The 19,147-nt window shown below is 63.4% G+C and carries 21 protein-coding genes; 16 read left to right on the top strand and 5 right to left on the bottom strand.

Annotation, left to right across the window (positions count from 1 at the left end):
* The first annotated feature begins 74 nt into the window (after positions 1-74).
* From pmtA to MAXJ12_RS03400, 7 genes are all read left to right on the top strand, one after another.
* Positions 75-683, top strand: coding sequence for a phospholipid N-methyltransferase PmtA (gene pmtA / locus MAXJ12_RS03430; RefSeq protein ID WP_008834368.1), 609 nt, complete (start codon positions 75-77; stop codon positions 681-683).
* A gap of 103 nt (positions 684-786) precedes the next feature.
* On the top strand, positions 787-1,377 hold the full coding sequence (locus MAXJ12_RS03425) for an NADPH-dependent FMN reductase (protein ID WP_008834367.1): 591 nt from the start codon (positions 787-789) through the stop codon (positions 1,375-1,377).
* Positions 1,374-1,964: a histidine phosphatase family protein gene (locus MAXJ12_RS03420; protein WP_008834366.1), complete on the top strand. Its 591-nt coding sequence runs from the start codon at positions 1,374-1,376 to the stop codon at positions 1,962-1,964. The genes MAXJ12_RS03425 and MAXJ12_RS03420 overlap by 4 nt, the downstream gene beginning before the upstream one ends.
* Positions 1,961-2,659, top strand: a complete 699-nt coding sequence (gene pyrF, locus MAXJ12_RS03415) for an orotidine-5'-phosphate decarboxylase (RefSeq protein ID WP_008834365.1) — start codon at positions 1,961-1,963, stop codon at positions 2,657-2,659. The genes MAXJ12_RS03420 and pyrF overlap by 4 nt, the downstream gene beginning before the upstream one ends.
* A gap of 34 nt (positions 2,660-2,693) precedes the next feature.
* A complete protein-coding gene (locus tag MAXJ12_RS03410) occupies positions 2,694-2,981 on the top strand; it encodes a DUF1330 domain-containing protein (RefSeq protein ID WP_008834364.1) in 288 nt (95 codons plus the stop codon).
* A gap of 218 nt (positions 2,982-3,199) precedes the next feature.
* On the top strand, positions 3,200-4,477 hold the full coding sequence (locus MAXJ12_RS03405) for a polyhydroxyalkanoate depolymerase (RefSeq protein ID WP_008834363.1): 1,278 nt from the start codon (positions 3,200-3,202) through the stop codon (positions 4,475-4,477).
* A 160-nt stretch (positions 4,478-4,637) separates the two neighbouring features.
* Positions 4,638-5,258 (top strand): transglutaminase-like cysteine peptidase, encoded by a 621-nt coding sequence (locus tag MAXJ12_RS03400; RefSeq protein WP_008834362.1) that lies wholly within the window; start codon positions 4,638-4,640, stop codon positions 5,256-5,258.
* 378 nt (positions 5,259-5,636) lie between these two features.
* On the opposite strand, the gene MAXJ12_RS03395 is transcribed toward MAXJ12_RS03400, so the two are convergent.
* A complete protein-coding gene (locus tag MAXJ12_RS03395) occupies positions 5,637-7,169 on the bottom strand; it encodes a YifB family Mg chelatase-like AAA ATPase (RefSeq protein WP_008834361.1) in 1,533 nt (510 codons plus the stop codon).
* 149 nt (positions 7,170-7,318) lie between these two features.
* Between MAXJ12_RS03395 and MAXJ12_RS03390 the strand changes: the two genes are divergently transcribed.
* The 3 genes from MAXJ12_RS03390 to MAXJ12_RS36510 all read left to right on the top strand — a co-directional run bounded on the left by MAXJ12_RS03390 (position 7,319) and on the right by MAXJ12_RS36510 (position 9,519).
* Positions 7,319-8,266: an IS1595 family transposase gene (locus tag MAXJ12_RS03390; protein ID WP_008834360.1), complete on the top strand. Its 948-nt coding sequence runs from the start codon at positions 7,319-7,321 to the stop codon at positions 8,264-8,266.
* A 601-nt stretch (positions 8,267-8,867) separates the two neighbouring features.
* Positions 8,868-9,362 carry a hypothetical protein gene (locus MAXJ12_RS36515; RefSeq protein WP_139043780.1) on the top strand — a complete coding sequence of 165 codons (495 nt, stop codon included), beginning with the start codon at positions 8,868-8,870 and terminating at the stop codon, positions 9,360-9,362.
* Positions 9,334-9,519, top strand: a complete 186-nt coding sequence (locus MAXJ12_RS36510; protein WP_139043779.1) for a DNA-binding protein — start codon at positions 9,334-9,336, stop codon at positions 9,517-9,519. Before MAXJ12_RS36515 ends, MAXJ12_RS36510 begins: the two co-directional genes overlap by 29 nt.
* Positions 9,520-9,898: 379 nt before the next feature.
* Here MAXJ12_RS36510 and MAXJ12_RS03375 read toward each other — a convergent pair whose 3' ends face one another.
* Both MAXJ12_RS03375 and gshB read right to left on the bottom strand, forming a co-directional pair.
* On the bottom strand, positions 9,899-10,294 hold the full coding sequence (locus MAXJ12_RS03375; protein ID WP_008834357.1) for a hypothetical protein: 396 nt from the start codon (positions 10,292-10,294) through the stop codon (positions 9,899-9,901).
* A 148-nt stretch (positions 10,295-10,442) separates the two neighbouring features.
* Positions 10,443-11,384: a glutathione synthase gene (gene gshB, locus MAXJ12_RS03370; protein ID WP_008834356.1), complete on the bottom strand. Its 942-nt coding sequence runs from the start codon at positions 11,382-11,384 to the stop codon at positions 10,443-10,445.
* A 298-nt stretch (positions 11,385-11,682) separates the two neighbouring features.
* Here gshB and MAXJ12_RS03365 point away from each other — a divergent pair, with 298 nt between their 5' ends.
* The 6 genes from MAXJ12_RS03365 (at position 11,683) to MAXJ12_RS03340 (ending at position 17,392) form a co-directional block, all read left to right on the top strand.
* Entirely contained in the window at positions 11,683-13,029 is a 1,347-nt protein-coding gene (locus MAXJ12_RS03365) for a putative bifunctional diguanylate cyclase/phosphodiesterase (RefSeq protein WP_008834355.1), read from the top strand.
* 83 nt (positions 13,030-13,112) lie between these two features.
* Positions 13,113-13,880, top strand: coding sequence for an SDR family NAD(P)-dependent oxidoreductase (locus tag MAXJ12_RS03360; RefSeq protein WP_008834354.1), 768 nt, complete (start codon positions 13,113-13,115; stop codon positions 13,878-13,880).
* Complete coding sequence (locus MAXJ12_RS03355) at positions 13,877-14,818, top strand: 2-dehydro-3-deoxygalactonokinase (RefSeq protein ID WP_008834353.1); 942 nt, start codon at positions 13,877-13,879, stop codon at positions 14,816-14,818. Before MAXJ12_RS03360 ends, MAXJ12_RS03355 begins: the two co-directional genes overlap by 4 nt.
* Positions 14,815-15,462: a 2-dehydro-3-deoxy-6-phosphogalactonate aldolase gene (locus tag MAXJ12_RS03350; protein ID WP_008834352.1), complete on the top strand. Its 648-nt coding sequence runs from the start codon at positions 14,815-14,817 to the stop codon at positions 15,460-15,462. The genes MAXJ12_RS03355 and MAXJ12_RS03350 overlap by 4 nt, the downstream gene beginning before the upstream one ends.
* Positions 15,455-16,333, top strand: coding sequence for an SMP-30/gluconolactonase/LRE family protein (locus tag MAXJ12_RS03345; RefSeq protein WP_008834351.1), 879 nt, complete (start codon positions 15,455-15,457; stop codon positions 16,331-16,333). Before MAXJ12_RS03350 ends, MAXJ12_RS03345 begins: the two co-directional genes overlap by 8 nt.
* A 6-nt stretch (positions 16,334-16,339) precedes the next feature.
* The gene (locus MAXJ12_RS03340) at positions 16,340-17,392 is read left to right on the top strand and encodes a D-alanine--D-alanine ligase family protein (RefSeq protein ID WP_008834350.1); all 1,053 of its coding nucleotides are present in this window, start codon (positions 16,340-16,342) and stop codon (positions 17,390-17,392) included.
* A 228-nt stretch (positions 17,393-17,620) separates the two neighbouring features.
* Here the strand turns inward: MAXJ12_RS03340 and MAXJ12_RS03335 are convergent, their stop codons facing one another.
* Complete coding sequence (locus tag MAXJ12_RS03335) at positions 17,621-17,980, bottom strand: septal ring lytic transglycosylase RlpA family protein (protein WP_008834349.1); 360 nt, start codon at positions 17,978-17,980, stop codon at positions 17,621-17,623.
* A 262-nt stretch (positions 17,981-18,242) separates the two neighbouring features.
* Positions 18,243-18,956 carry a DNA helicase gene (locus MAXJ12_RS03330; protein ID WP_008834348.1) on the bottom strand — a complete coding sequence of 238 codons (714 nt, stop codon included), beginning with the start codon at positions 18,954-18,956 and terminating at the stop codon, positions 18,243-18,245.
* Positions 18,957-19,147 lie beyond the last annotated feature (191 nt).

Below are 19,147 nucleotides of genomic sequence, written 5' to 3'. Positions count from 1 at the left end.
TCATACGCCAGACGCCGCCTTGCTTTGGACCAGTTTGCTGCTAAGTATCCGCAACGTCAGGTAAGGAGAACGCCATGCGAAGCGGGTCTGAAATACGCAAGACGCTGGCGGAGAAGTTCGACGACGAGCTTCGCTTCTTCAAAGGCTGGATCGACAAGCCCAAGGCGGTCGGCTCTATCGTGCCGACCAGTTCGGTCACTGCCAGGCGCATGGCCTCGGTCATCGATGTTTCGTCGGGCCTTCCCGTGCTTGAGGTCGGTCCCGGCACAGGCGTCATCACCCGAGCCATACTTGCGCGCGGCGTCAGGCCGGAAAACCTCTACGCGGTTGAATATTCCGCCGATTTCGTTTGCCATTTGCGGCGCAATTATCCGGGCGTGAACGTCATCGAGGGAGACGCTTTCAATCTCGACGCGACGCTCGGCGCGATGCGCGGCCAGAAATTCGATTCGGTCGTCTCCGGCGTGCCGCTGCTCAACTTCCCGGTACCCAGGCGCGTTGCTTATCTGACAGATCTGCTCAACCGCATCCCCGAAGGAAGGCCGGTTATCCAGCTGACCTACGGGCCGAAATCGCCGGTTCCGCCCGGCCTGGGCGATTACAGCGTCGAGCATTTCGACTTCGTCATCCGCAACTTTCCGCCGACGCAGCTCTGGGTCTACCGCCGCGGCAAGCGCAACTGAGCCTTGCACAGGCTCCGGAAGCCGCGCGATCCACATTCAAATCGCGTGTTCTTGATTGATCTGAGCGGCGCTTCGCCTATACCCGTGGGGCAGGAGAGCGCTCATGAATCCCAAAATTCTGGTCTTCGCCGGCTCGATCCGAACCGGCGCCTACAGCGGAAAGACCGCGGACGCAGCGACCAAGGAGCTTGCGCTGCAGGGCGCGGACGTCACCCGCATCTCGCTTGCCGATTATCCCCTGCCGATCATGGACCAGGACCTCGAAGCCGAGAAAGGCGTTCCCGAGAATGCATACAAGCTGGCGCGTCTCATCGCCTCCCATGACGGATTGCTGATCGCCAGCCCCGAATACAATTCCTCCATTCCGCCGCTGCTCAAGAACACGATCGACTGGGTCAGCCGTATCCACAAGGATGGAGGTCGCCCGTTCAAGCCCTATGCCGGCAAGGTAGCTGCGCTGTGCTCGTCTTCCGACGGCAATTTCGCCGGGGCGCGCGGCCTTTATCATTTGCGTTCGGTGCTGATGAATTGCGGCGTCGAGATCATCACCCCGCAATGCTCGGTGCCGGGTGCGAAGGACGCCTTCGACGAGGACGGGCAGTTCAAGGACGAGCAGTTGCGCCGCCGGATGGAGACCGTCGTGCGGACGCTGATCGAACGGGCGAAAATGATGTCGCTCCGGGCCGACAAGTGATCGGCGTCTATCTGACCCATCCGCAGGTTCTGGTCGACGCGTCGATTCCCGTCCCGGAATGGGGATTGTCGGAGACCGGCCGCACCCGCCTTCTCGCAATCCGGCAGCGGCCATGGGTGCGCTCGCTCGCCGGTGTCGTCTCGAGCGCCGAGCGCAAGGCGAAGGAAGCGGCGGCGATACTCGCCGAGGCCGCCGGCGTCGAATTCCGGACCGCTGCGGAAATGGGCGAAAACGACCGCTCGGCGACTGGCTTTCTGCCGCCGCCAGAGTTCGAGAAGGCCGCCGACTGGTTCTTCGCCAATCCGCAAAGGAGCTTTCACGGCTGGGAGCGCGCGGTCGACGCACAGGCCCGCATCGTCGCGGCCTTCGACGCCGCCCTTGAAGGCTGGCCGCCCGAACGCCCCATCGCCTTTGTCGGGCACGGCGCGGTCGGCACTCTGCTGAAATGCCATCTCGCCGGCTTGGCCATTTCCCGCTCCGGCGACCAGCCGCCGCGCGGCGGCAATATCTTTGCATTCCGGCTTTCCGATCGCCGCCTTCTGTGCGATTGGACGCCGGTCGAGACCTTCACAGGAGAATTCGGATGACCGGGAACCTGATGCGGGACCGCCTGATCGTCGGCCTCGACGTGCCGACCGTGGCCGAGGCGCGCAAGGTGGTCGAGGAACTCGACGGCGTCGTCTCCTTCTACAAGATCGGCTACCAGCTTGCTTTCGCGGGCGGGCTGGACCTCGCCCGCGAACTGGCGGCCGGCGGCACGAAGGTGTTCCTCGATATGAAGCTCCTGGACATCGACAACACCGTCGCCAAGGGTGTCGAGAACATCGCCCGGATGGGCGTTACGATGCTTACGCTGCATGCCTATCCCAAGGCGATGCGTGCGGCGGTCGGGGCGGCCAAGGGGACCGGCCTCTGCCTGCTCGGCGTCACTGTTCTGACCTCGATGGACGAGGCGGACTTGATCGAGGCGGGCTACGAATACGACCCGCACACTCTGGTGCTCCGCCGCGCCGAACAGGCGCTGGCCGCCGGCATGGGCGGCGTCGTCTGCTCGGCCGGCGAGGCCGCGGCGGCGCGTAAGATCGTCGGCCCGGAGCTTGCGGTGGTCACGCCGGGCATTCGTCCCGCCGGCAGCGACCATGGCGACCAGAAGCGCGTCGTCACGCCGCGCGACGCCATTCGCGCCGGCGCAAGCCACCTCGTCGTCGCCAGGCCGATCGTCGCCTCGGTTGACAGGCGCGCCGCCGCGCGGGCTATTCTCGAGGAAATGGACCGGGGCTGAGCCGGCCGGCCGCCAATTTATCTGGGAGGAAAAGATGCCGAAGGGATACTGGATCGCGCGCGTGGATGTCCGCGACCCCGAAGGCTACAAAGGCTATGTCGCGGCGGCGAAGCCGGCTTTCGACCGCTTCGGCGCGGTTTTCCTGGTGCGCGGCGGCGCTCATGAAGCGGCGGAGGGAACGGCGCGGGCGCGCAACGTTGTCATCGAGTTTCCATCCCTCGCCGCCGCCCGCGATTGCTACAATTCGCCGGAATACCAGGCAGCCAAGGCAATCAGGCAGCGATTCGCCGACGGCGAGATCGTGCTGGTCGAAGGCGCCTGAAGAGTGCCTCCTCGGCCCGCTATTTTGCAGCGCAAAAGGTGCGGACCGCGCGCGAATTGCGTTATCGCGCGGTTTTCAACAGCTTAGACGAAAGGATGAGAATAAATAACGCGGCGTGACGTATTGCGACGCAGCAAAAGGTTGTTAACTTCGTTGCCTAATGATCAGAGCCGGCCTCAAGGCCGGCCAATTCGGAAATCGACGGCGACGGGGTATTGATGTTTTACCAGCTGTACGAGATGAATCACGCCGCCGTGCAGCCCTTCAGGGCCTATGCCGACGCCGTAAAGCTCTTCTACACCAACCCGCTCAATCCCCTCTCCCACACGCATTGGGGCCGGTCGGTCGCGGCGACCGCCGAGCTCTTCGAGCGCACCACGCGCCGCTACGGCAAACCGGGCTTCGGTCTTGACGAGACTGTCGTCGACTGGAAGACCGTTCCGGTGACGGAGAGGATCGTCTGGTCGCGGCCGTTCTGTGATCTGATCCATTTCGAGCGCGCGGTCCCAGCGCGCCGCCGACCCGATCCGAAGCTTCTGATCGTCGCGCCGATGTCCGGCCATTACGCGACGCTGCTGCGCGGCACGGTCGAGGCGATGATGCCGCATGCCGATGTCTACATCACCGACTGGACCGATGCGCGCATGGTGCCGGTGTCGGAGGGCCGCTTCGATCTCGACGATTACATCGATTACATCATCGACATGCTGCACGCGCTCGGGCCCGACACCCACGTCATGGCTGTCTGCCAGCCTTCGGTCCCGGTACTCGCCGCCGCGGCGATCATGGAGGCGCGCGGCGACCGCCACGCGCCCTCGACGATGACGCTGATGGGCGGACCGGTCGACACGCGCCGCAACCCGACCGCCGTCAACATTCTCGCCGAGGAAAAGGGCGTCGACTGGTTCCGTGAAAACGCAATCATGCAGGTGCCGTGGCCGGTCCCGGGCTTCACCCGCGAGGTCTATCCCGGCTTTCTGCAGCTCTCCGGCTTCATGAGCATGAACCTCGACCGCCACATCACGGCGCACAAGGATTTCTTCATGCATCTCGTGAAGAACGATGGCGACAGCGCCGAGAAGCACCGCGATTTTTATGACGAATATCTCGCGGTCATGGACCTGACGGCCGAATTCTACCTGCAGACCGTCGACACCGTGTTCGTTCGCCATGCCCTGCCCAAGGGCGAGATGACGCATCGCGGCGTGCCGGTCGATCCGGCCGCGATCCGCAACGTGGCGCTGCTGACGATCGAGGGTGAAAACGACGACATATCGGGCATCGGCCAGACCAGGGCCGCGCACGACCTCTGCGTCAACATCCCGGCCGATATGCGCGCCCACTACATGCAGCCGGCGGTCGGGCACTACGGCGTCTTCAACGGCTCGCGCTTCCGCGCCGAGATCGTTCCGCGCATCGCGGATTTCATAACCAGCTATGGGCGTGAGAACCGGGCGCCTGCCCGGCCGCGCCTCGTGCGGGCGGCTAAAGGCTAAGCCTCGCCTGGTTGTAAATTCTCGCGCTCTTTCTGTTGCAAATTCGTCGCGCTCGCCGCGCAACGGTAACCATCCGGATAATCAGCCAGATGCGTGAATTGACATATCCCGCAAATCGCCCTTAACCTTTCATTAATAAAAAAAAGCGGGGCAAACGGGCATGGACTCCACTGCAAAGGCGCGGCGCGCAACGCTGCGCGCCGGAATATTCTCTGTGGCGGCGATGATCGGCTGCTATGCAAGCCCGGCGCTTGCTGGGGCGCCGATGCTGACCGGCGGCCTGACTTCCCAGCCGATCGGCCACTACGAATTCTGCAAGGTGCAGCCGGCCGAATGCGCCATCCGGACGCGCGATCTAGGCCCGGAAAAGATGACCGGCGCGCTCTGGAAAATTCTGGTGGACGTCAATGAAGCGGTCAACCGCGCCATACGCCCGATGAATGACTTCGACATTTTCGGCAAGGACGAGGTCTGGGCCTATCCGAAGGACGTCGGCGACTGCGAGGACTATGTGCTCGAGAAGCGCCGCACCCTGAAGGCGCGGGGACTCTCGCTTTCGAACCTGCTCATCACCGTCGTGCGCAAAGCCGACGGCGAAGGCCATGCCATCCTGACCGTGCGCACCGACAAGGGCGACTTCATCCTCGACAACCTCTCCAATGTCGTGCGCGGATGGGACAATACCGGCTACCGCTTCCTGAAGCGGCAGGCGAGCGACCACACCGGGCGCTGGGTCAGCATCCGCGAAGGCCAGGCCCCGCTGGTCGGTTCGGTGCAGTAGCGTTCCGCTTAACAAGCCTGCCATCTGGTTCTACGTACGGCTGTCGTTCTGCCGAGCGGGCTTGTGGGAGGGCTGCCGGCCCGACGCAGGCCGCCACCGGTTCGCGAACATGCCCGAGGTGTGAACCGCGAAAAGTCTTCGGCTTTGGATAAGGCCGCCATTGCCAGTCTGGGTCCCATACCGACTTCAGCGGATGAATCAGCCGCCGAGATTTGAATCCGGCCATGCCCTCCGAACCAAGCCGGGGCTCGGGCGCATGCTCTGGTGGCTTGTTGCGCCCTCACTCTTTGGTCGTGTCGCTGCCGCCCTACCCCCAACCTCCTGCCCGACCCCCTCGGCGAGACGGTACCAACCGTCCGGGACTTGGCCACCCGCCGCTCACGCCGCCTGAGCCAGCCTTTCGCCCGCGATCCGGTATGAGATCGCCTCCGCCAGATGGATGCGGCCGACGGTCTCGCTGGCGTCGAGGTCGGCAAGCGTCCGCGCCACTTTCAGCACCCGGTGATAGGCGCGTGCCGAAAAGCCGAGTTTCTCGCTCGCGTCGCGCAGCAGCGCGAGACCATGCGCGTCGGGCGCGGCGATCTCCTCGATCGTCGCGGTGGCACAATGGGCGTTGGTTGTCGGCGCCTGCGGTCCGAGCCGCGCGAATCGCTGCTGCTGAATGGCGCGCGCCATCGCCACGCGCGCCGCGACCGCTTCGCTGGATTCGGCCCTCGCCGGCCGGATCAGGTCAGACGCCGACACCGCCGGCACCTCGATGCGCAGGTCGATGCGGTCGAGCAGCGGGCCGGAGATGCGTGCCTGATAGTCGGTCTGGCAGCGCGGCCCGCGCGCGCAGCGATAGCCCGGCTCGCCGGCCATGCCGCAGCGGCACGGGTTCATCGCGGCGATGAGCTGAATGCGCGCCGGATAGGTGACGCGGTGATTGGCGCGCGCGATCATGCATTCACCGGCCTCGATCGGCTGGCGCAGCGAATCCAGCACCTGCGGCGAGAACTCCGGAAATTCGTCGAGGAACAGCACGCCGTTGTGCGCCAGCGAAACCTCGCCGGGCCGGACGCGCAGGCCGCCGCCGACCATCGCGGCCATCGAGGCGGAATGGTGCGGCGCGCGAAATGGGCGACGGTCGGTTAGCTTGCCGCCGCTCAGTTCCCCGGCGATCGAGGCGATCATCGACACTTCCAGCAGCTCGCGAGGGCTGAGCGGCGGCAGGATCGACGGCAGGCGCTGCGCGAGCATCGATTTGCCGGAACCGGGCGGTCCTACCATCAGGAGATTGTGGCCTCCGGCCGCGGCCACCTCGAGCGCCCGCTTGGCGGTCTCCTGGCCCTTTATGTCGGCGAGATCCGGCAAATCGCGGGCAGGCGCGTGTACGCTCGCAACCGGCCGCGTCAGCACCTGCGTGCCGCGGAAATGATTGGCTATGGCGATCAGGCTGCGCGGCGCCAGAATGTCTATCTCGGCGCCGGCCCAGGCGGCTTCCGGCCCGGATGCCGCCGGGCAGATCAGCCCCTTGCCGTCGGCATTGGCGCCGATCGCCGCCGGCAGCGCGCCCGACACCGCCGTGATCGTCCCGTCCAGCGACAATTCGCCGAGCACGACATAGTCCGCCAGCGCGTCGCCAGGTATCGCGCCGAGCGCCGCCATCAGTCCAAGCGCGATCGGCAGATCGTAGTGGCTGCCCTCCTTGGGCAGGTCGGCCGGCGCCAGATTGACGGTCACCTTCTTCGAAGGCATCGAAAGGCCGGACGCATGCAGCGCCGCCTGCACCCGCTCTCGGCTCTCGGCCACCGCTTTGTCCGGCAGCCCTACAATATGCATGTTGACCTTGCCCGGGGCGACCATCACCTGGACATCGACCGGAACAGCCTCGATGCCCTGAAACGCGACAGTGCGTACGCGCGAAACCATGCCGTCCCCCGAGCTTGCTCCGCGCCCCGCGCAGCCTGGTCACAACTGACCCTGCGTCAGACAAGCACAGATCTCAGCCCAAAGGCGATTATATCTTTGACAAACCCATAGCCCTAACGTAATCTGATGGGACGTTGAGGGAACCAACCATGTCCGTCCTGTCCAAGCCCTATTTCCATAACGAAGCCGCAGCCTTCGAACACGTCGAGGCGATGCTTTGGCCGCAGGGTCCGGTGTGCCCGAAGTGCGGTTCCATGGACAAGCACTACAAGCTGGTCGGCGTCCGTTCGAAGGGTTCCAAGAAGCACCCGCAAGGCGTTGAGCGCCATGGCCTGTACAAGTGCGCCGCCTGCCGTTCGCAGTTCACGGTTCGCATGGGCACGATCTTCGAGGAAAGCCACCTGCCGCTGCACAAGTGGCTACAGGCAATCCACCTCATGTGCTCCAGCAAGAAGGGCATCAGCAGCCATCAGCTTCACCGCGTTCTGGAATGCACCTACAAGACCGCGTGGTTCCTGTCGCATCGCATCCGTGAAGCCATGCGCTCCGATGACTTCACGCCCATGGGCGGCAACGGCAAGACCGTTGAGGCTGACGAAACCTATATCGGTCGTCTCGCGGACGTTCCGATCAACAAGGGCACGGCGCACAAGAATATCGTTCTGACGCTTGTCGAGCGCGGTGGCATCGCCCGTTCCTTCCATATCGACACTACGGCGGTTGCCCGCGTTGTGCCTATCGTCAACGCGAACATCGCCAAGGAAAGCGCATTCATGACCGACGAGGCCCGCCAGTACGTCACGGTCGGCAAGACGTTCGCCATGCACGGTTCTGTCGAGCACGGCAAAGGCGAATACGGCAAGGCTGGCGGCATCAACACCAACACTGTCGAAGGCTTCTATTCGATCTTCAAGCGCGGCATGAAGGGCGTGTATCAGCATTGCGCCGAACACCACCTGCACCGCTATCTGGCCGAATTTGACTTCCGCTATTCCAATCGTTCGGCGCTTGGCGTTGAAGATCAGGAACGTTCCGCCCTTGCTCTTAAGGGTGCCGCTGGCCGCCGCCTCACCTATCGCAGACCTGTTGCAGTCTAAGGCCGATCACTACCGAAAGCCGGTCCAGTTGAAGTTGCCGCTATGGCAATACGAAAAGCGAAAGAAAAAGCCGGGAGCGTGATGCTCCGGGCGAGTCGGGTTGATCGGACAGGCTGAGCGGCTACGCCGCCATCGCCTGATTAGCGGCTACGGAAGTGGCCGCAGACAGATTCGATGCGGCCAAAGCGGAAGCGCTGGTAGGGGTTCACCCAAACCATTCTTCACCTCTTTCAGGCGAGGGGCCTTGAAAAGAGGCGCTAGAAGTGCGATTCTTTCATTGGAAGCGAAAGGACCGCAGCGGCTAGCGCCGCTATTTCGGTTACTTGACCACCACGAAGGCCGATTACCGTTACCCGCGGTATCGGCCTTCTTCGTTAGTCACACTCGATTGGCCGGTGGACGTGGCGTCGAGGCTTACACTCTTCGCATCAGAGAACTCCTTGTGGCGCGTTTCTGTGACTCGCGCATTTCAATATACGGTTCTTGGACACACCGCACAAGCCGGCGAGCGTCTCGCGCACGTCAAAATATGGTTAACGAGTCCTTCCCTTGCTGCCCGCGCTACGCCGTGATACGTCTCCGACATACGAAGGAGGCATCCATGGATCGTGCGTACGATAACGCATTGAAAAGGAAGGAAGAAATTGAAAGGGAGTTGGCCCAAATCAATTCGTTCCTGGCCCTTTACCAGCGCTTTTCTGGATCAGAAGAAGAACAGATTGAACCCGATACGGGTGATTCACCTGTAGGAGGAAACAAGAAACTTGTGAATCCCCGAGCCAGCCGGCGGCTCCGCCCCCCCGAAATCGCGGACTTGGCTGAGCGAGTGATTCGAGGGGCTGGCCATCCCTTAACGCGCTCGGAAATCGTATCACGGTTGGAAAGTGCCGGCGTCGAACTGCACAGTGAAGACAAGCCACGCTATCTCGGGACCATCCTTTGGAGGGAGAAGGAGCGCTTCACCAACATAGCAGGCCAAGGCTACGTTATGTCCGACATGGTAACCGAGCAGCCAAGCATAATGGACCTGATTGGCCGCGCGGCGGACGAAGAGGAAACCAAGAACGATGAAAAAGACAAAAGCGCCTTCGACTGAAACACCCAATCAAATAGACAAGTTCCGCGAAGCCGCCCGCGAACTGGAAACCGACCAGTCCGAGGAAGCCTTTGACCGTGCGTTGAAGAAGATCGCAAAAGCACCGCCCCCTGTCCAACAGGGAAAGCCATCTCGCAAAGGGAGCCGGAAGAAATGAGCTTCGTTGCGATTGAGCTTAAGCATTGCCTAGACAGCACCATCTCCGGCTTCACCGTCAATGGTGGCCAACTGGCGCATCTGCAAGGAACGCGGGGGACGAAGATCCACGATTGTACGATTCGCGATGACTCAGGCCGCCCGGCGGTGGAGGTATCCGGATGGAATCACGACCTTTCCCTCGAAGGGAACCACGTTGCCGCAACAGAGCCTCGGCGGGCAGAAGTTCACAGAGCGCCCCAACCAGAAGCGCGCGAGCCGCAAAAACTGCGTCACTACGTAAGCGGATGGACGCCGCCTGTAGAGGATAAGCGACCGCCCTTGATATCGGTTGACTCGAAGTGGCTGACGACTACCGCCCTCACTACGTCGCTTGCGGTCTAACTTTTGTCGGCCTTCTTGGCTGTGCGGCGAATTTCGTTCTTGGTGGCTACGCCATCCTTGATTTCCGCGCCGCTTTCAAGTTCGGCTAGGCTGGCTTGGTCGTAACCTTCGATCACATTGCCATCCATCTTTAGCCCGTCGATCTTGGCCCCTGGTTTCAGGCCGAGAAGCGTTGCCTTGGTCATTGGGTGCTTTCCTGTGTCAAAGCTAGGCGATTCGCCCCGCCATCGCTTGGGAAGAAATCTACGTGGGAACAGCGAGTAAACAAGCATGCCAACAGCCATCACGACCGCAAACCACGCCACTTCGATTGGAATGCCGGGCATCACGAACGGCCCCGCCAACAGCAGAATATCAATAGCCCAAAAGGCGACCGTGATGCGTTTGTCCATGTACCACTCATATCAATTCGTCCTTGCTCTGGCTATGGGTTTGTCAAAGATATAATCGCCAGCCCAAAGCAAGAACAAGGCAGGAACAAAATGAACGCACAGGCTGCATCGCGATTGCAGCCGGTTGTGGCCGCGAGAACATGCCGCGCTAGCGTCGCTTGTCCTCGACGGCGTCCCAGAACAGCGCCGCTATGTCGGCGCCGCCAAACCGCTTCACCTCGCGTATCCCGGTCGGCGAGGTAACGTTGATCTCGGTCATGTAGTCGCCGATCACGTCGATGCCGACGAGGATGAAGCCGCGCTCCTTGAGCGAAGGTCCGATGCGGGCGCAGATTTCGCGTTCGCGTTCGGTCAGTGCGGTTTTCTCGGCGCGGCCGCCGACATGCATGTTGGAGCGCGAATCGTGCTCGGCCGGCACGCGGTTGATCGCTCCCACCGGCTCGCCGTCGATCAGAATGATGCGCTTGTCGCCGGCGCGCACCTCCTTCAGGTAGCGCTGCACGATGAACGGCTCGCGGAACATCTGCGCGAACATTTCAAGCAGCGAGGCGAGGTTGCGGTCGGCCTCGTGCAGATGGAAGATGCCCGCGCCGCCATTGCCGTAGAGCGGCTTGACGATGATATCGCCGTGCTCCTTGCGGAAGGCGTCGACCTCGCGCACGTCCTTGGTGATCAGCGTTTCCGGCATCAGGTCGGGAAATTCGGTGACGAAGATTTTTTCCGGGCTGTTGCGCACCCAGGCCGGGTCGTTGACCACCAGCGTCTTCGGATGGATGCGCTCCAGAATATGCGTCGTCGTGATGTAGTTCATGTCGAAGGGCGGGTCTTGGCGAAGCAGGATGACGTCCATTTCCGAAAGGTCGGTGCGCACCGGTTCGCCGAGCGTGAAGTGATTGCCCTTCTCGTCGCGGACCTGAAGCTCCTCTATGCGGGCGAACACCCGGCCGCCGGCCATCGACAGCCGGTCGGGCGTATAGTGGAACACCCGGTGGCCGCGCCGCTGCGCTTCGAGCGCAAGCGCGAAGCTCGTATCGCCGGCGATCGACACGGTCGAGATGTGGTCCATCTGCAGGGCGATATCGAGCGGCATGCTAGGTCTCCGGCGTCGGTGCGTTGGCGATGAAGCATGTACAGGCTTGGCCGCGGCCTGCCAATCGAGACATTTTGATCCTAGCATCAAAAGGTGGTGCGGCGGGAATCCCCCATGATATTGGCCGCCAGCGCCGACGCCGCTCCGGCTTTACCAGGTGCGAGCCCGGAACTGAACTCATCCTGACCCTACGTCAGTTCAAGGCCGGCATTTGCCAGCAAAACGCCGCTGCCCGGGATACGTTTCCTAAACGGTTTGCTGCCATGGTCTCGGCACATTGTAAAAGCCAGGAATACAGATGAAGCCGCCTTTCGGCCTCGGCCAGACCAGAGACAGCTCCGATCTTGCCTTCACCGACCCGCTGACCGGTCTCGGCAACGACAGGCGCTTCTACGACAAGGTCGACCGCCTGATCAGCGATCGCGCCGAGGATCCAGCGCCCTTCACCGTCGGCATTCTCGACCTGGACGGATTCAAGCCGATCAACGATCTTTTCGGCCGCAAGGCCGGCGACGACATTCTCGTCCAGGTCGCCATGCGGCTGCGCGCTTCCATGGACGGCCACTCCGCCGTGACCCGCATAGGCGCTGATGAATTCGCCTTCCTCTATCCGATGGTGTTTTCGGAAGACGCCGCGGCCGAAAAGGCGAAGATGCTGATCGAGATACTCTCGGCGCCCTACGATGTCGGCGAGCGCACCGCCAGACTGTCCGCATCGGTCGGCTGTTCATTGTTTTCTTCCGGCGACGAGACGACGGAAGTACTGGTCAACAAGGCCGAGACCGCTCTTTACCACGCCAAGCGTTCGGGCCGCGGCCGCGTCGTCGTCTATACGCGCGAGATGGAGGAAGCGGCCAAACGCGTGACACGCATCGAGCAGGCGCTGCGCCGCGCCGTCTCGGCCGGCGAAGTCGAACCGCATTTCCAGCCGATAGTGGACCTGAAGGACCGCCGCACGATCGGCTTCGAGACGCTGGCGCGCTGGACCGACCGCGACCTCGGCTTCGTTTCGCCGGCCGTGTTCATTCCTATCGCCGAGGAGCGCGGCATCATCGGGCCGCTGTCGCAGCTGGTGCTGCGCAAGGCGACGGAGGCCGCCCGCAACTGGCCGAGCGACCTCTTCCTGTCGTTCAACCTGTCGCCGTCGCAGCTCGTCGACCAGAACACCGGCCTGCACATACTGGCGATCCTCGATCGCACCGGCTTCGATCCACGCCGCCTGGAAATCGAGATCACCGAGACCGGCCTGATGACCGACCCTGCCTCGGCGGAGAAGATCGTCGATGACCTGCGCCGCTGCGGCATCCGGGTGTCGCTCGACGATTTCGGCACGGGGCAGTCCTCGCTCGGGCGCCTGCGCGAATTCCATTTCGACAAGCTCAAGATCGACCGCGCCTTCGTCTCGTCCATCCTTGACGACCGCCCGTCCGAACACATCATCCGCGCCATCCTGGCCATGTGCGAGGGCCTTGGCATGGAGGTGGTCGCCGAGGGCATCGAGGAGGAGGCGCAGGCCGACAGGCTGGTCGAATTCGGCTGCGGCGGCGGGCAGGGCTATTTCTTCGGCAAGCCGGTCGATGCGGACGCAACGCTCGGCTATCTGCGCGACACCTTCCGCGGCGCGCTCCGCGCCAAGGCGATCTAGCTCCCCACGATAGACGGCATCGCTGCCTTGAACGGGAGTGCGTTTCTGCTAAACCAGCGGCGCAGCGCACGGAGCAGATCGCCATGATGCCATCGGCCAGATTTCCCGACCTCGAGGGCGCATCGGTCCTCATCACCGGCGGCGGATCGGGCATAGGCGCCGCACTCACCGAAGGCTTCGCGCTGCAGGGCTGCAAGGTCGCCTTCATCGACATCGCCGATGCGGCCAGCGAGGCGCTGTGCGACGCACTCGAGAAAAGCGCCGGCGCGCGGCCGCTGTTCCTGAATTGCGATCTGCGCGACATCGAGGCGCTGCGCGCTGCCGTGGCCCGCGCGGCAGCCGCGCATGGCCCGGTGACGGTGCTGATCAACAACGCCGCCTTCGACCAGCGCCATGCCGTCGAGGATGTCACCCCCGATTATTGGGACGAGAACCAGTCCATCAATCTGCGCCCGCATTTCTTCACCGCCCAGGCAGTTGCGCCGGGCATGAAGGCAGCCGGCCGCGGCTCCATCATCAACTTCACCTCGACCTCCTTCCTCATCAACCATCCCGACATGCCGTCCTACACGGCCGCCAAGGCGGGCATCATCGGGCTGACCAAGGGCCTTGCCGGAAAGCTCGGCCCGGACGGCATCCGCGTCAACGCCATCGCGCCCGGCTGGGTGATCACCGAACGCCAGCGCGCCCTCTGGGTGACCGACGAAGCGCTTTCGGCGCATGTCGCCAATCAGTGCATCCGAGAGGTTATGAAACCCGAGGACATGGTCGGTCCCTGCCTGTTCCTGGCCTCGGACGCCTCGCTCATGCTGACCGCGCAGACCCTGATCGTCGACGGTGGCTACCTGTGAGCGCCCGCATCGCCGCCGTCGACTGGGGAACGTCGCGCCTGCGCATCTGGCTGCTCGACGAGGCTGGCTGCGTTCTCGCCGAGCGCCGCAGCGACGAGGGCATGCTCGCCGCGCGACCGGACGGCTTTGCGCGCATCCTCGAAGGGCATCTGGCGGCGATGGGCGCACCGGCCGATCTGCCGGCGATCATCTGCGGCATGGCGGGCTCGCGCCAGGGCTGGGTCGAAGCGCCCTATGTCTACGTGCCCGCTTCCATGCAGGGCATTTTTGGCGGCGCCGCTCCCATTCCCGGTTCGCGGCGCGACGTCCGCATCATGCCGGGCGTCGCCCAGCGCGATCCGGCATCGCCTGATGTGATGCGCGGCGAGGAAACCCAGCTTGCCGGTATCGCCCGCCTGCTCGGCTCCGATACTCACACGGTCTGTATGCCGGGCACGCATTCCAAATGGGTCGAGATAGCCGAGGGCTCCATCGCCGGATTCGCCACCTACATGACCGGCGAACTGTTCTCCGTGCTGGCAGGCCATTCGATCCTCAGCCACTCGCTCGGCGCGGAATCCCACTCCGTCTCCGCCTCGGCCCCGCTGTTCCGGCGCTGGTGCGAGGAAAGTCTTACCGAGCCGGGCGATGTCAACGCCCGCCTGTTCCGGATCCGCGCCTCGACCCTGCTACTCGACCTCCAGCCAATCCAGGCGGCCGCCGCATTGTCCGGCCTGCTGATCGGGGCGGAAGTCGCCTCCGCATCCGGCCGTTTCGCCAGGCATGGCGCACCTGTCGTCCTGGTCGCGTCAGGGGCTCTGCGCCCGCTCTACGAGGCAGCGCTTGGCCTTGCCGGCCTCGAGTTCCATCCCGTCGAGGCTGACGAGGCGGTGCGCGCCGGCCTCTTTGCTGCGGCGGTCCATCTCGGCATGGCCGAGCCTGCGGGAGCAACCGCATGACCGCATCCGCAGCCTTTCCAAAGCTCGCTCATGGCTTGGTAGCTATCCTGCGCGGTCTGCGCCCCGAAGAGGCGGTCGACATGGCTTCGGCGGTGTTCGAGGCTGGCATCGAGGCGATCGAGGTGCCGCTCAACTCGCCCGACCCATTCACCTCGATAGAGCGCATCGTATCGGCGTTGCCGCCTTCAGCATTGCTCGGGGCCGGCACAGTGCTTACGGCTGAACAGGTCGACAGGCTCGCCGATGCCGGCGGCCGGCTGCTGGTCAGCCCCAATATAGACGCCGCCGTCATGCACCGCGCCGCGCATCACGGCTTGGTCACCATGCCCGGCGTGTTCACGCCCAGCGAGGCATTCCAGGCGCTGCGCCTCGGCGCATCGGCGCTGAAATTTTTCCCGGCGAGCGCGCTCGGGCCAAAAGGCATCGCCGCCATCATGGCGGTGCTGCCCGCCGATGCCGTGGTGGGCGCCGTCGGCGGCGTCTCGGACAAGGACTTCGCCGACTATGCAAAGATCGGCGTGCGGACCTTTGGCCTCGGCTCCAGCCTGTTTGCTCCCGGCACGAGCGTGGCGGCTGTACGCGAACGCGCCGTGGCAGCGGTCAGCGCCTGGCGCGCCGCTTTCGGAAAGACCTCCCATGGCTGAGTCCGCCATCTCGATCTTCTCCGATGTCGCCTGCGAACTCGGCGAGGGGCCGTCCTACGATCCCGGCAGCGGCAAGCTGTTCTGGTTCGACATTGTCGGCCGCAAGCTCATGGAGAAGGCGTTCCCGGACGGCGCAACGATCGCGCACGACCTGCCCTTCATGGCCAGCGCCATCGCGATCGTCGACGCGGGCCGGCAGTTGCTGGTCGCAGAGAACGGACTGCACATCCGCGACATCAGCACCGGCGCGCTGACGCTGCACACGCCGCTCGAAGCCGACAATCCGCTGACGCGCTCCAACGATTCGCGGGTGCATCCGTCCGGCGCCATGTGGATCGGCACAATGCCCAAGAAAGAGGGCCCCAAGGGTGGCGCGATCTACTGGTTCCGCGCCGGCGAGATCCGCCTGCTCTATCCCGACATCGCGATCCCCAATTCGATCTGCTTCTCGCCGGACGGCGCGACCGCCTATTTCACCGACACGCCTTCCGGCCTGCTCCTACGGGTCGCCTGCGATCCGCTCACCGGCATGCCTTCGGGCGAGCCTGCAATCTTCCTCGACTGGCGGGGCCAGGATGGCTGGATCGACGGCTCCGTGGTCGATGCAGATGGCGTGTTGTGGAATGCGCGCTGGGGCGCAGGTTCCGTCGATGCGTGGTCGCCCGAAGGCAGGCGTTTGCGGTCGATCCCTATTCCCGCCAGCCAGTCCTCCTGCCCGGCTTTTGCAGGGCCGGATGCGTCGCGGATCGTCGTCACCTCAGCGTGGAAAGGCTTGAACGCCGAGGCGCGCCGCGCCGACCCGCATGCCGGCAAGACCTTCCTCATCGACTTGCCCGTGCGCGGTCGCTTCGAGCCGAAAGTGTCGATCTGAACTGACATGGCCCGCCCGCGCCTGGTGCTGATCTACGAACCGGAGCAGGCCTGCCGCGCGCGGCTGGCGGTGCAGGGATTTGCCGAGCGACAGGCGCTGGAGATTTCCTCCTATCTCGCGCAATGCACCGACCTGGCGCTGGAGTTCGGCGGGGTCGAGCGAGCCTGCGCCGCGCGCGGCTTGGACTTTAAGCCAGTGGAACTCGACCAAGCGGCGGCAATGCTGCCGCGCTGCGATCCTGCGCGCACAATTGTCTGGACGCTCAGCGACGGCATCGCCTATTTCCGCGGCAGCGCCGGTCCGGCGCTTGCCCGCCTCAATGGCCTGCCGACGATCGGCTCGGATGATTCCCTGTTCACGCTCTGCCAGGACAAATTCCGCTCCGGCGCGGTGCTGCATTCGCTCGGCCTGCCGGTGCCGCAAAGCGGCCTTGCGCGGAACGGCGTCTGGCTGGCCGAGCCGCCGGCCTCGGCCTCAGGCTGGTTCGTCAAGCCGAACCGGCTCGGAGCCAAGATAGGCATCTGGCCGGATTCGCGCTGTGAAAATCTCAACCAGGCGCTGGAACTCAGCCGCCGGGTCTTCGCCGCCTATCGAGACGACGTCGTCGTGCAGCCCTACGTGAAGGGGCGCAATGTCAGGGCAAGCTTCCTCGGACTGACGCCGGAAACCGGCGTCGAAGCGCTGGGCATTACGTTCGTCGATTCAGGCGGCGACTTCCAGACGATGGAGGACAGCCTCGCGCTCTATGGCGAGACCGGCGCGAGCGCCAGAATGCAGGGCTCATACGAGGAGCCGGATCTCGCGCCAGTGGCTGCCAGCCAGCCGCTCGCCGATGAAAGGATTCGGCATATCGCCGCCCGGCTGATGCCGGCGTTCGGCCTTCGCGACGTGTTCTCGCTCGATTTCCGCGTCGAGGAGGACGACACGGTGCATCTCATCGAATTCGAGGTGTGCCCCGGCCTGCCCTGCTTCGACTTCCGCGCCTATTGCCGCTCGCAATGGCGGCTCGGCCTGGCCGACGCGATGGCCGAAACCGCGGCGAACCGGCTGGTGCGATAACCTACCCCGCTTGTGCTGCCCCTCACCCTCACCCTCACCCTCTCCCCGTGAAGAACAGGGAGAGGGAGACACCCGCGTCGTAGCCAATCGCCGGCGTTGGAGACTGGCATCAACGGTGACGCCCCCTCTCCCCGTTCTTCACGGGGAGAGGGTAAGGGTGAGGGGCGGCGCTGCCGCAAAGCTGAGGGAGGGCGAAAATTGATGAAGGCTGCTGCGCCCAGCAGCAGGCTAGCCCTGCCGATCGAAACAGATCGACGTATGACCGGACTTGATGAAGCCGAGTTTCTGCGCCGCGCCTTTGGAAACGTCGATCACCCGACCCTTGATGAAGGGACCGCGATCGTTGATGCGGACGACGACGCTCTTGCCGGTCTTCTTGTTGGTGACCTTGACCTTGGTGCCGAAAGGCAGGCTGCGATGAGCAGCGGTCATGGCGGCTGGATTCATGCGTTCGCCCGACGCGGTCTTGGAATGGAGTGCGTACCAGGATGCGCCGCCGCATTGCGCCGATGCCGAACCCGTGGAAGCGGCAAGCATCAGCCCGGCCGCCAGCATTGCCGCGGCAGTCGCGGCCCCTTTTTTGATCATTATGTCCGTTTGCCCCGTTGATAGATGAAGGGGCAGCTAGCAGGCAAAATGGGGCGGCAAATGCGGCAAGTTCCTGTTTGTTCCATGACAGCGGAACACGTTTTGAATCAAAATGAAACAATAAGTCAGAGATGATCGTGGGCGAGTTGATCGCTGGTCAGCCGATATAGCGGCGGGTTATTGTTGTTGACCTGAGTCATTGCATTCCGACAATTCGCGGGCGACCGGTGCCGCCCGCGAGTTGTTGGACCGAACTGGATTCCTAGCTCGCTGCCTGGAGCCGAATCTCGCCATTGTTCAGGAAGCACGTCTTGTTGAACAGCGACAAATCCAGCGGGTTCGGCAACCGCACGTCGTCGATATCGGGACACGGCTTCGTCGACGGATCGTATGACCGATCGATCTGGGAAATAAAGATGAGGATCAGTCCCCTGTCCCGGGCAAACGACTTCAGCTTGCTAACCTGAGCCATCAGTTCCGGGTTTTCACGCTTCTGATCGAGCAGTTGCAGATAGTCTATGACTACAAGCGTGCCGCGCGGAGCCGAATCCAGCGCCTCTACGATGTAATCGGCGCTTATGGCGTCGGAATTGTCGAATTCGAACAGCCCGCCGAAATGCGCCAATTCTGCCCCGATAGAACGAAAACGATCGAGGACATCCTTTTCGGTGTACTCAAGCGTGAAAAAGACACTTCGGCCGCCGGATTTCATTGCCTCCACGGCCAGTGCGAGGCTCATCAAGGTCTTGCCCTGGCCCGGCCGCGCGCCGACCAGCACCAGATCTCCGGGACCGAGCCTCGCAAACAGTTCGCTGACGGTCACGGTCGCGGATAGTTTGGCCGCGAGCAAACTCCAACTGCCGAAGCCTTCCTTGGCGGCGATTCGGTCGAGCGCTTCGTGGAGTCGAACGTTTTCCTGACGGGATAGAAGTTTGGCTTTGCGTTTCAAATGATAAACGGGCGCAGACAGCTTCATCGAAAAACCTCCTGGTGCGAGCAGTTTTCGCAACCCCTCCTTATGCCTGGTGCTCGAACAGTCGGTTCGACAAATCGGATGGCCCCGCATGAATTGTGCTTTCCCGACGGAGGGGGGAGGCGTGGGCTGCGCCGAATCGAATCATAGCCCAATTCCTGGCAATGAAAATTGAGTGCGGTCCGGTTTGGTGG

This window comes from Mesorhizobium alhagi CCNWXJ12-2 (assembly GCF_000236565.1).
Classification (GTDB): Bacteria; Pseudomonadota; Alphaproteobacteria; order Rhizobiales; family Rhizobiaceae; genus Allomesorhizobium; species Allomesorhizobium alhagi.
Note: the sequence above shows the minus strand (reverse complement) of the source record. Positions and strands in the feature narration are given on the sequence as shown.

What these genes read in the sequence shown, in the direction of transcription:
- pmtA (WP_008834368.1), top strand. Translation starts at nt 75, where the DNA reads ATGCGAAGCGGGTCTGAAATACGCAAGACGCTGGCGGAGAAGTTCGAC.
- MAXJ12_RS03425 (WP_008834367.1), top strand. Translation starts at nt 787, where the DNA reads ATGAATCCCAAAATTCTGGTCTTCGCCGGCTCGATCCGAACCGGCGCC.
- pyrF (WP_008834365.1), top strand. Translation starts at nt 1,961, where the DNA reads ATGACCGGGAACCTGATGCGGGACCGCCTGATCGTCGGCCTCGACGTG.
- MAXJ12_RS03410 (WP_008834364.1), top strand. Translation starts at nt 2,694, where the DNA reads ATGCCGAAGGGATACTGGATCGCGCGCGTGGATGTCCGCGACCCCGAA.
- MAXJ12_RS03405 (WP_008834363.1), top strand. Translation starts at nt 3,200, where the DNA reads ATGTTTTACCAGCTGTACGAGATGAATCACGCCGCCGTGCAGCCCTTC.
- MAXJ12_RS03400 (WP_008834362.1), top strand. Translation starts at nt 4,638, where the DNA reads ATGGACTCCACTGCAAAGGCGCGGCGCGCAACGCTGCGCGCCGGAATA.
- MAXJ12_RS03395 (WP_008834361.1), bottom strand. Translation starts at nt 7,169, where the DNA reads ATGGTTTCGCGCGTACGCACTGTCGCGTTTCAGGGCATCGAGGCTGTT.
- MAXJ12_RS03390 (WP_008834360.1), top strand. Translation starts at nt 7,319, where the DNA reads ATGTCCGTCCTGTCCAAGCCCTATTTCCATAACGAAGCCGCAGCCTTC.
- MAXJ12_RS36515 (WP_139043780.1), top strand. Translation starts at nt 8,868, where the DNA reads ATGGATCGTGCGTACGATAACGCATTGAAAAGGAAGGAAGAAATTGAA.
- MAXJ12_RS36510 (WP_139043779.1), top strand. Translation starts at nt 9,334, where the DNA reads ATGAAAAAGACAAAAGCGCCTTCGACTGAAACACCCAATCAAATAGAC.
- MAXJ12_RS03375 (WP_008834357.1), bottom strand. Translation starts at nt 10,294, where the DNA reads ATGGACAAACGCATCACGGTCGCCTTTTGGGCTATTGATATTCTGCTG.
- gshB (WP_008834356.1), bottom strand. Translation starts at nt 11,384, where the DNA reads ATGCCGCTCGATATCGCCCTGCAGATGGACCACATCTCGACCGTGTCG.
- MAXJ12_RS03365 (WP_008834355.1), top strand. Translation starts at nt 11,683, where the DNA reads ATGAAGCCGCCTTTCGGCCTCGGCCAGACCAGAGACAGCTCCGATCTT.
- MAXJ12_RS03360 (WP_008834354.1), top strand. Translation starts at nt 13,113, where the DNA reads ATGATGCCATCGGCCAGATTTCCCGACCTCGAGGGCGCATCGGTCCTC.
- MAXJ12_RS03350 (WP_008834352.1), top strand. Translation starts at nt 14,815, where the DNA reads ATGACCGCATCCGCAGCCTTTCCAAAGCTCGCTCATGGCTTGGTAGCT.
- MAXJ12_RS03345 (WP_008834351.1), top strand. Translation starts at nt 15,455, where the DNA reads ATGGCTGAGTCCGCCATCTCGATCTTCTCCGATGTCGCCTGCGAACTC.
- MAXJ12_RS03340 (WP_008834350.1), top strand. Translation starts at nt 16,340, where the DNA reads ATGGCCCGCCCGCGCCTGGTGCTGATCTACGAACCGGAGCAGGCCTGC.
- MAXJ12_RS03335 (WP_008834349.1), bottom strand. Translation starts at nt 17,980, where the DNA reads ATGATCAAAAAAGGGGCCGCGACTGCCGCGGCAATGCTGGCGGCCGGG.
- MAXJ12_RS03330 (WP_008834348.1), bottom strand. Translation starts at nt 18,956, where the DNA reads ATGAAGCTGTCTGCGCCCGTTTATCATTTGAAACGCAAAGCCAAACTT.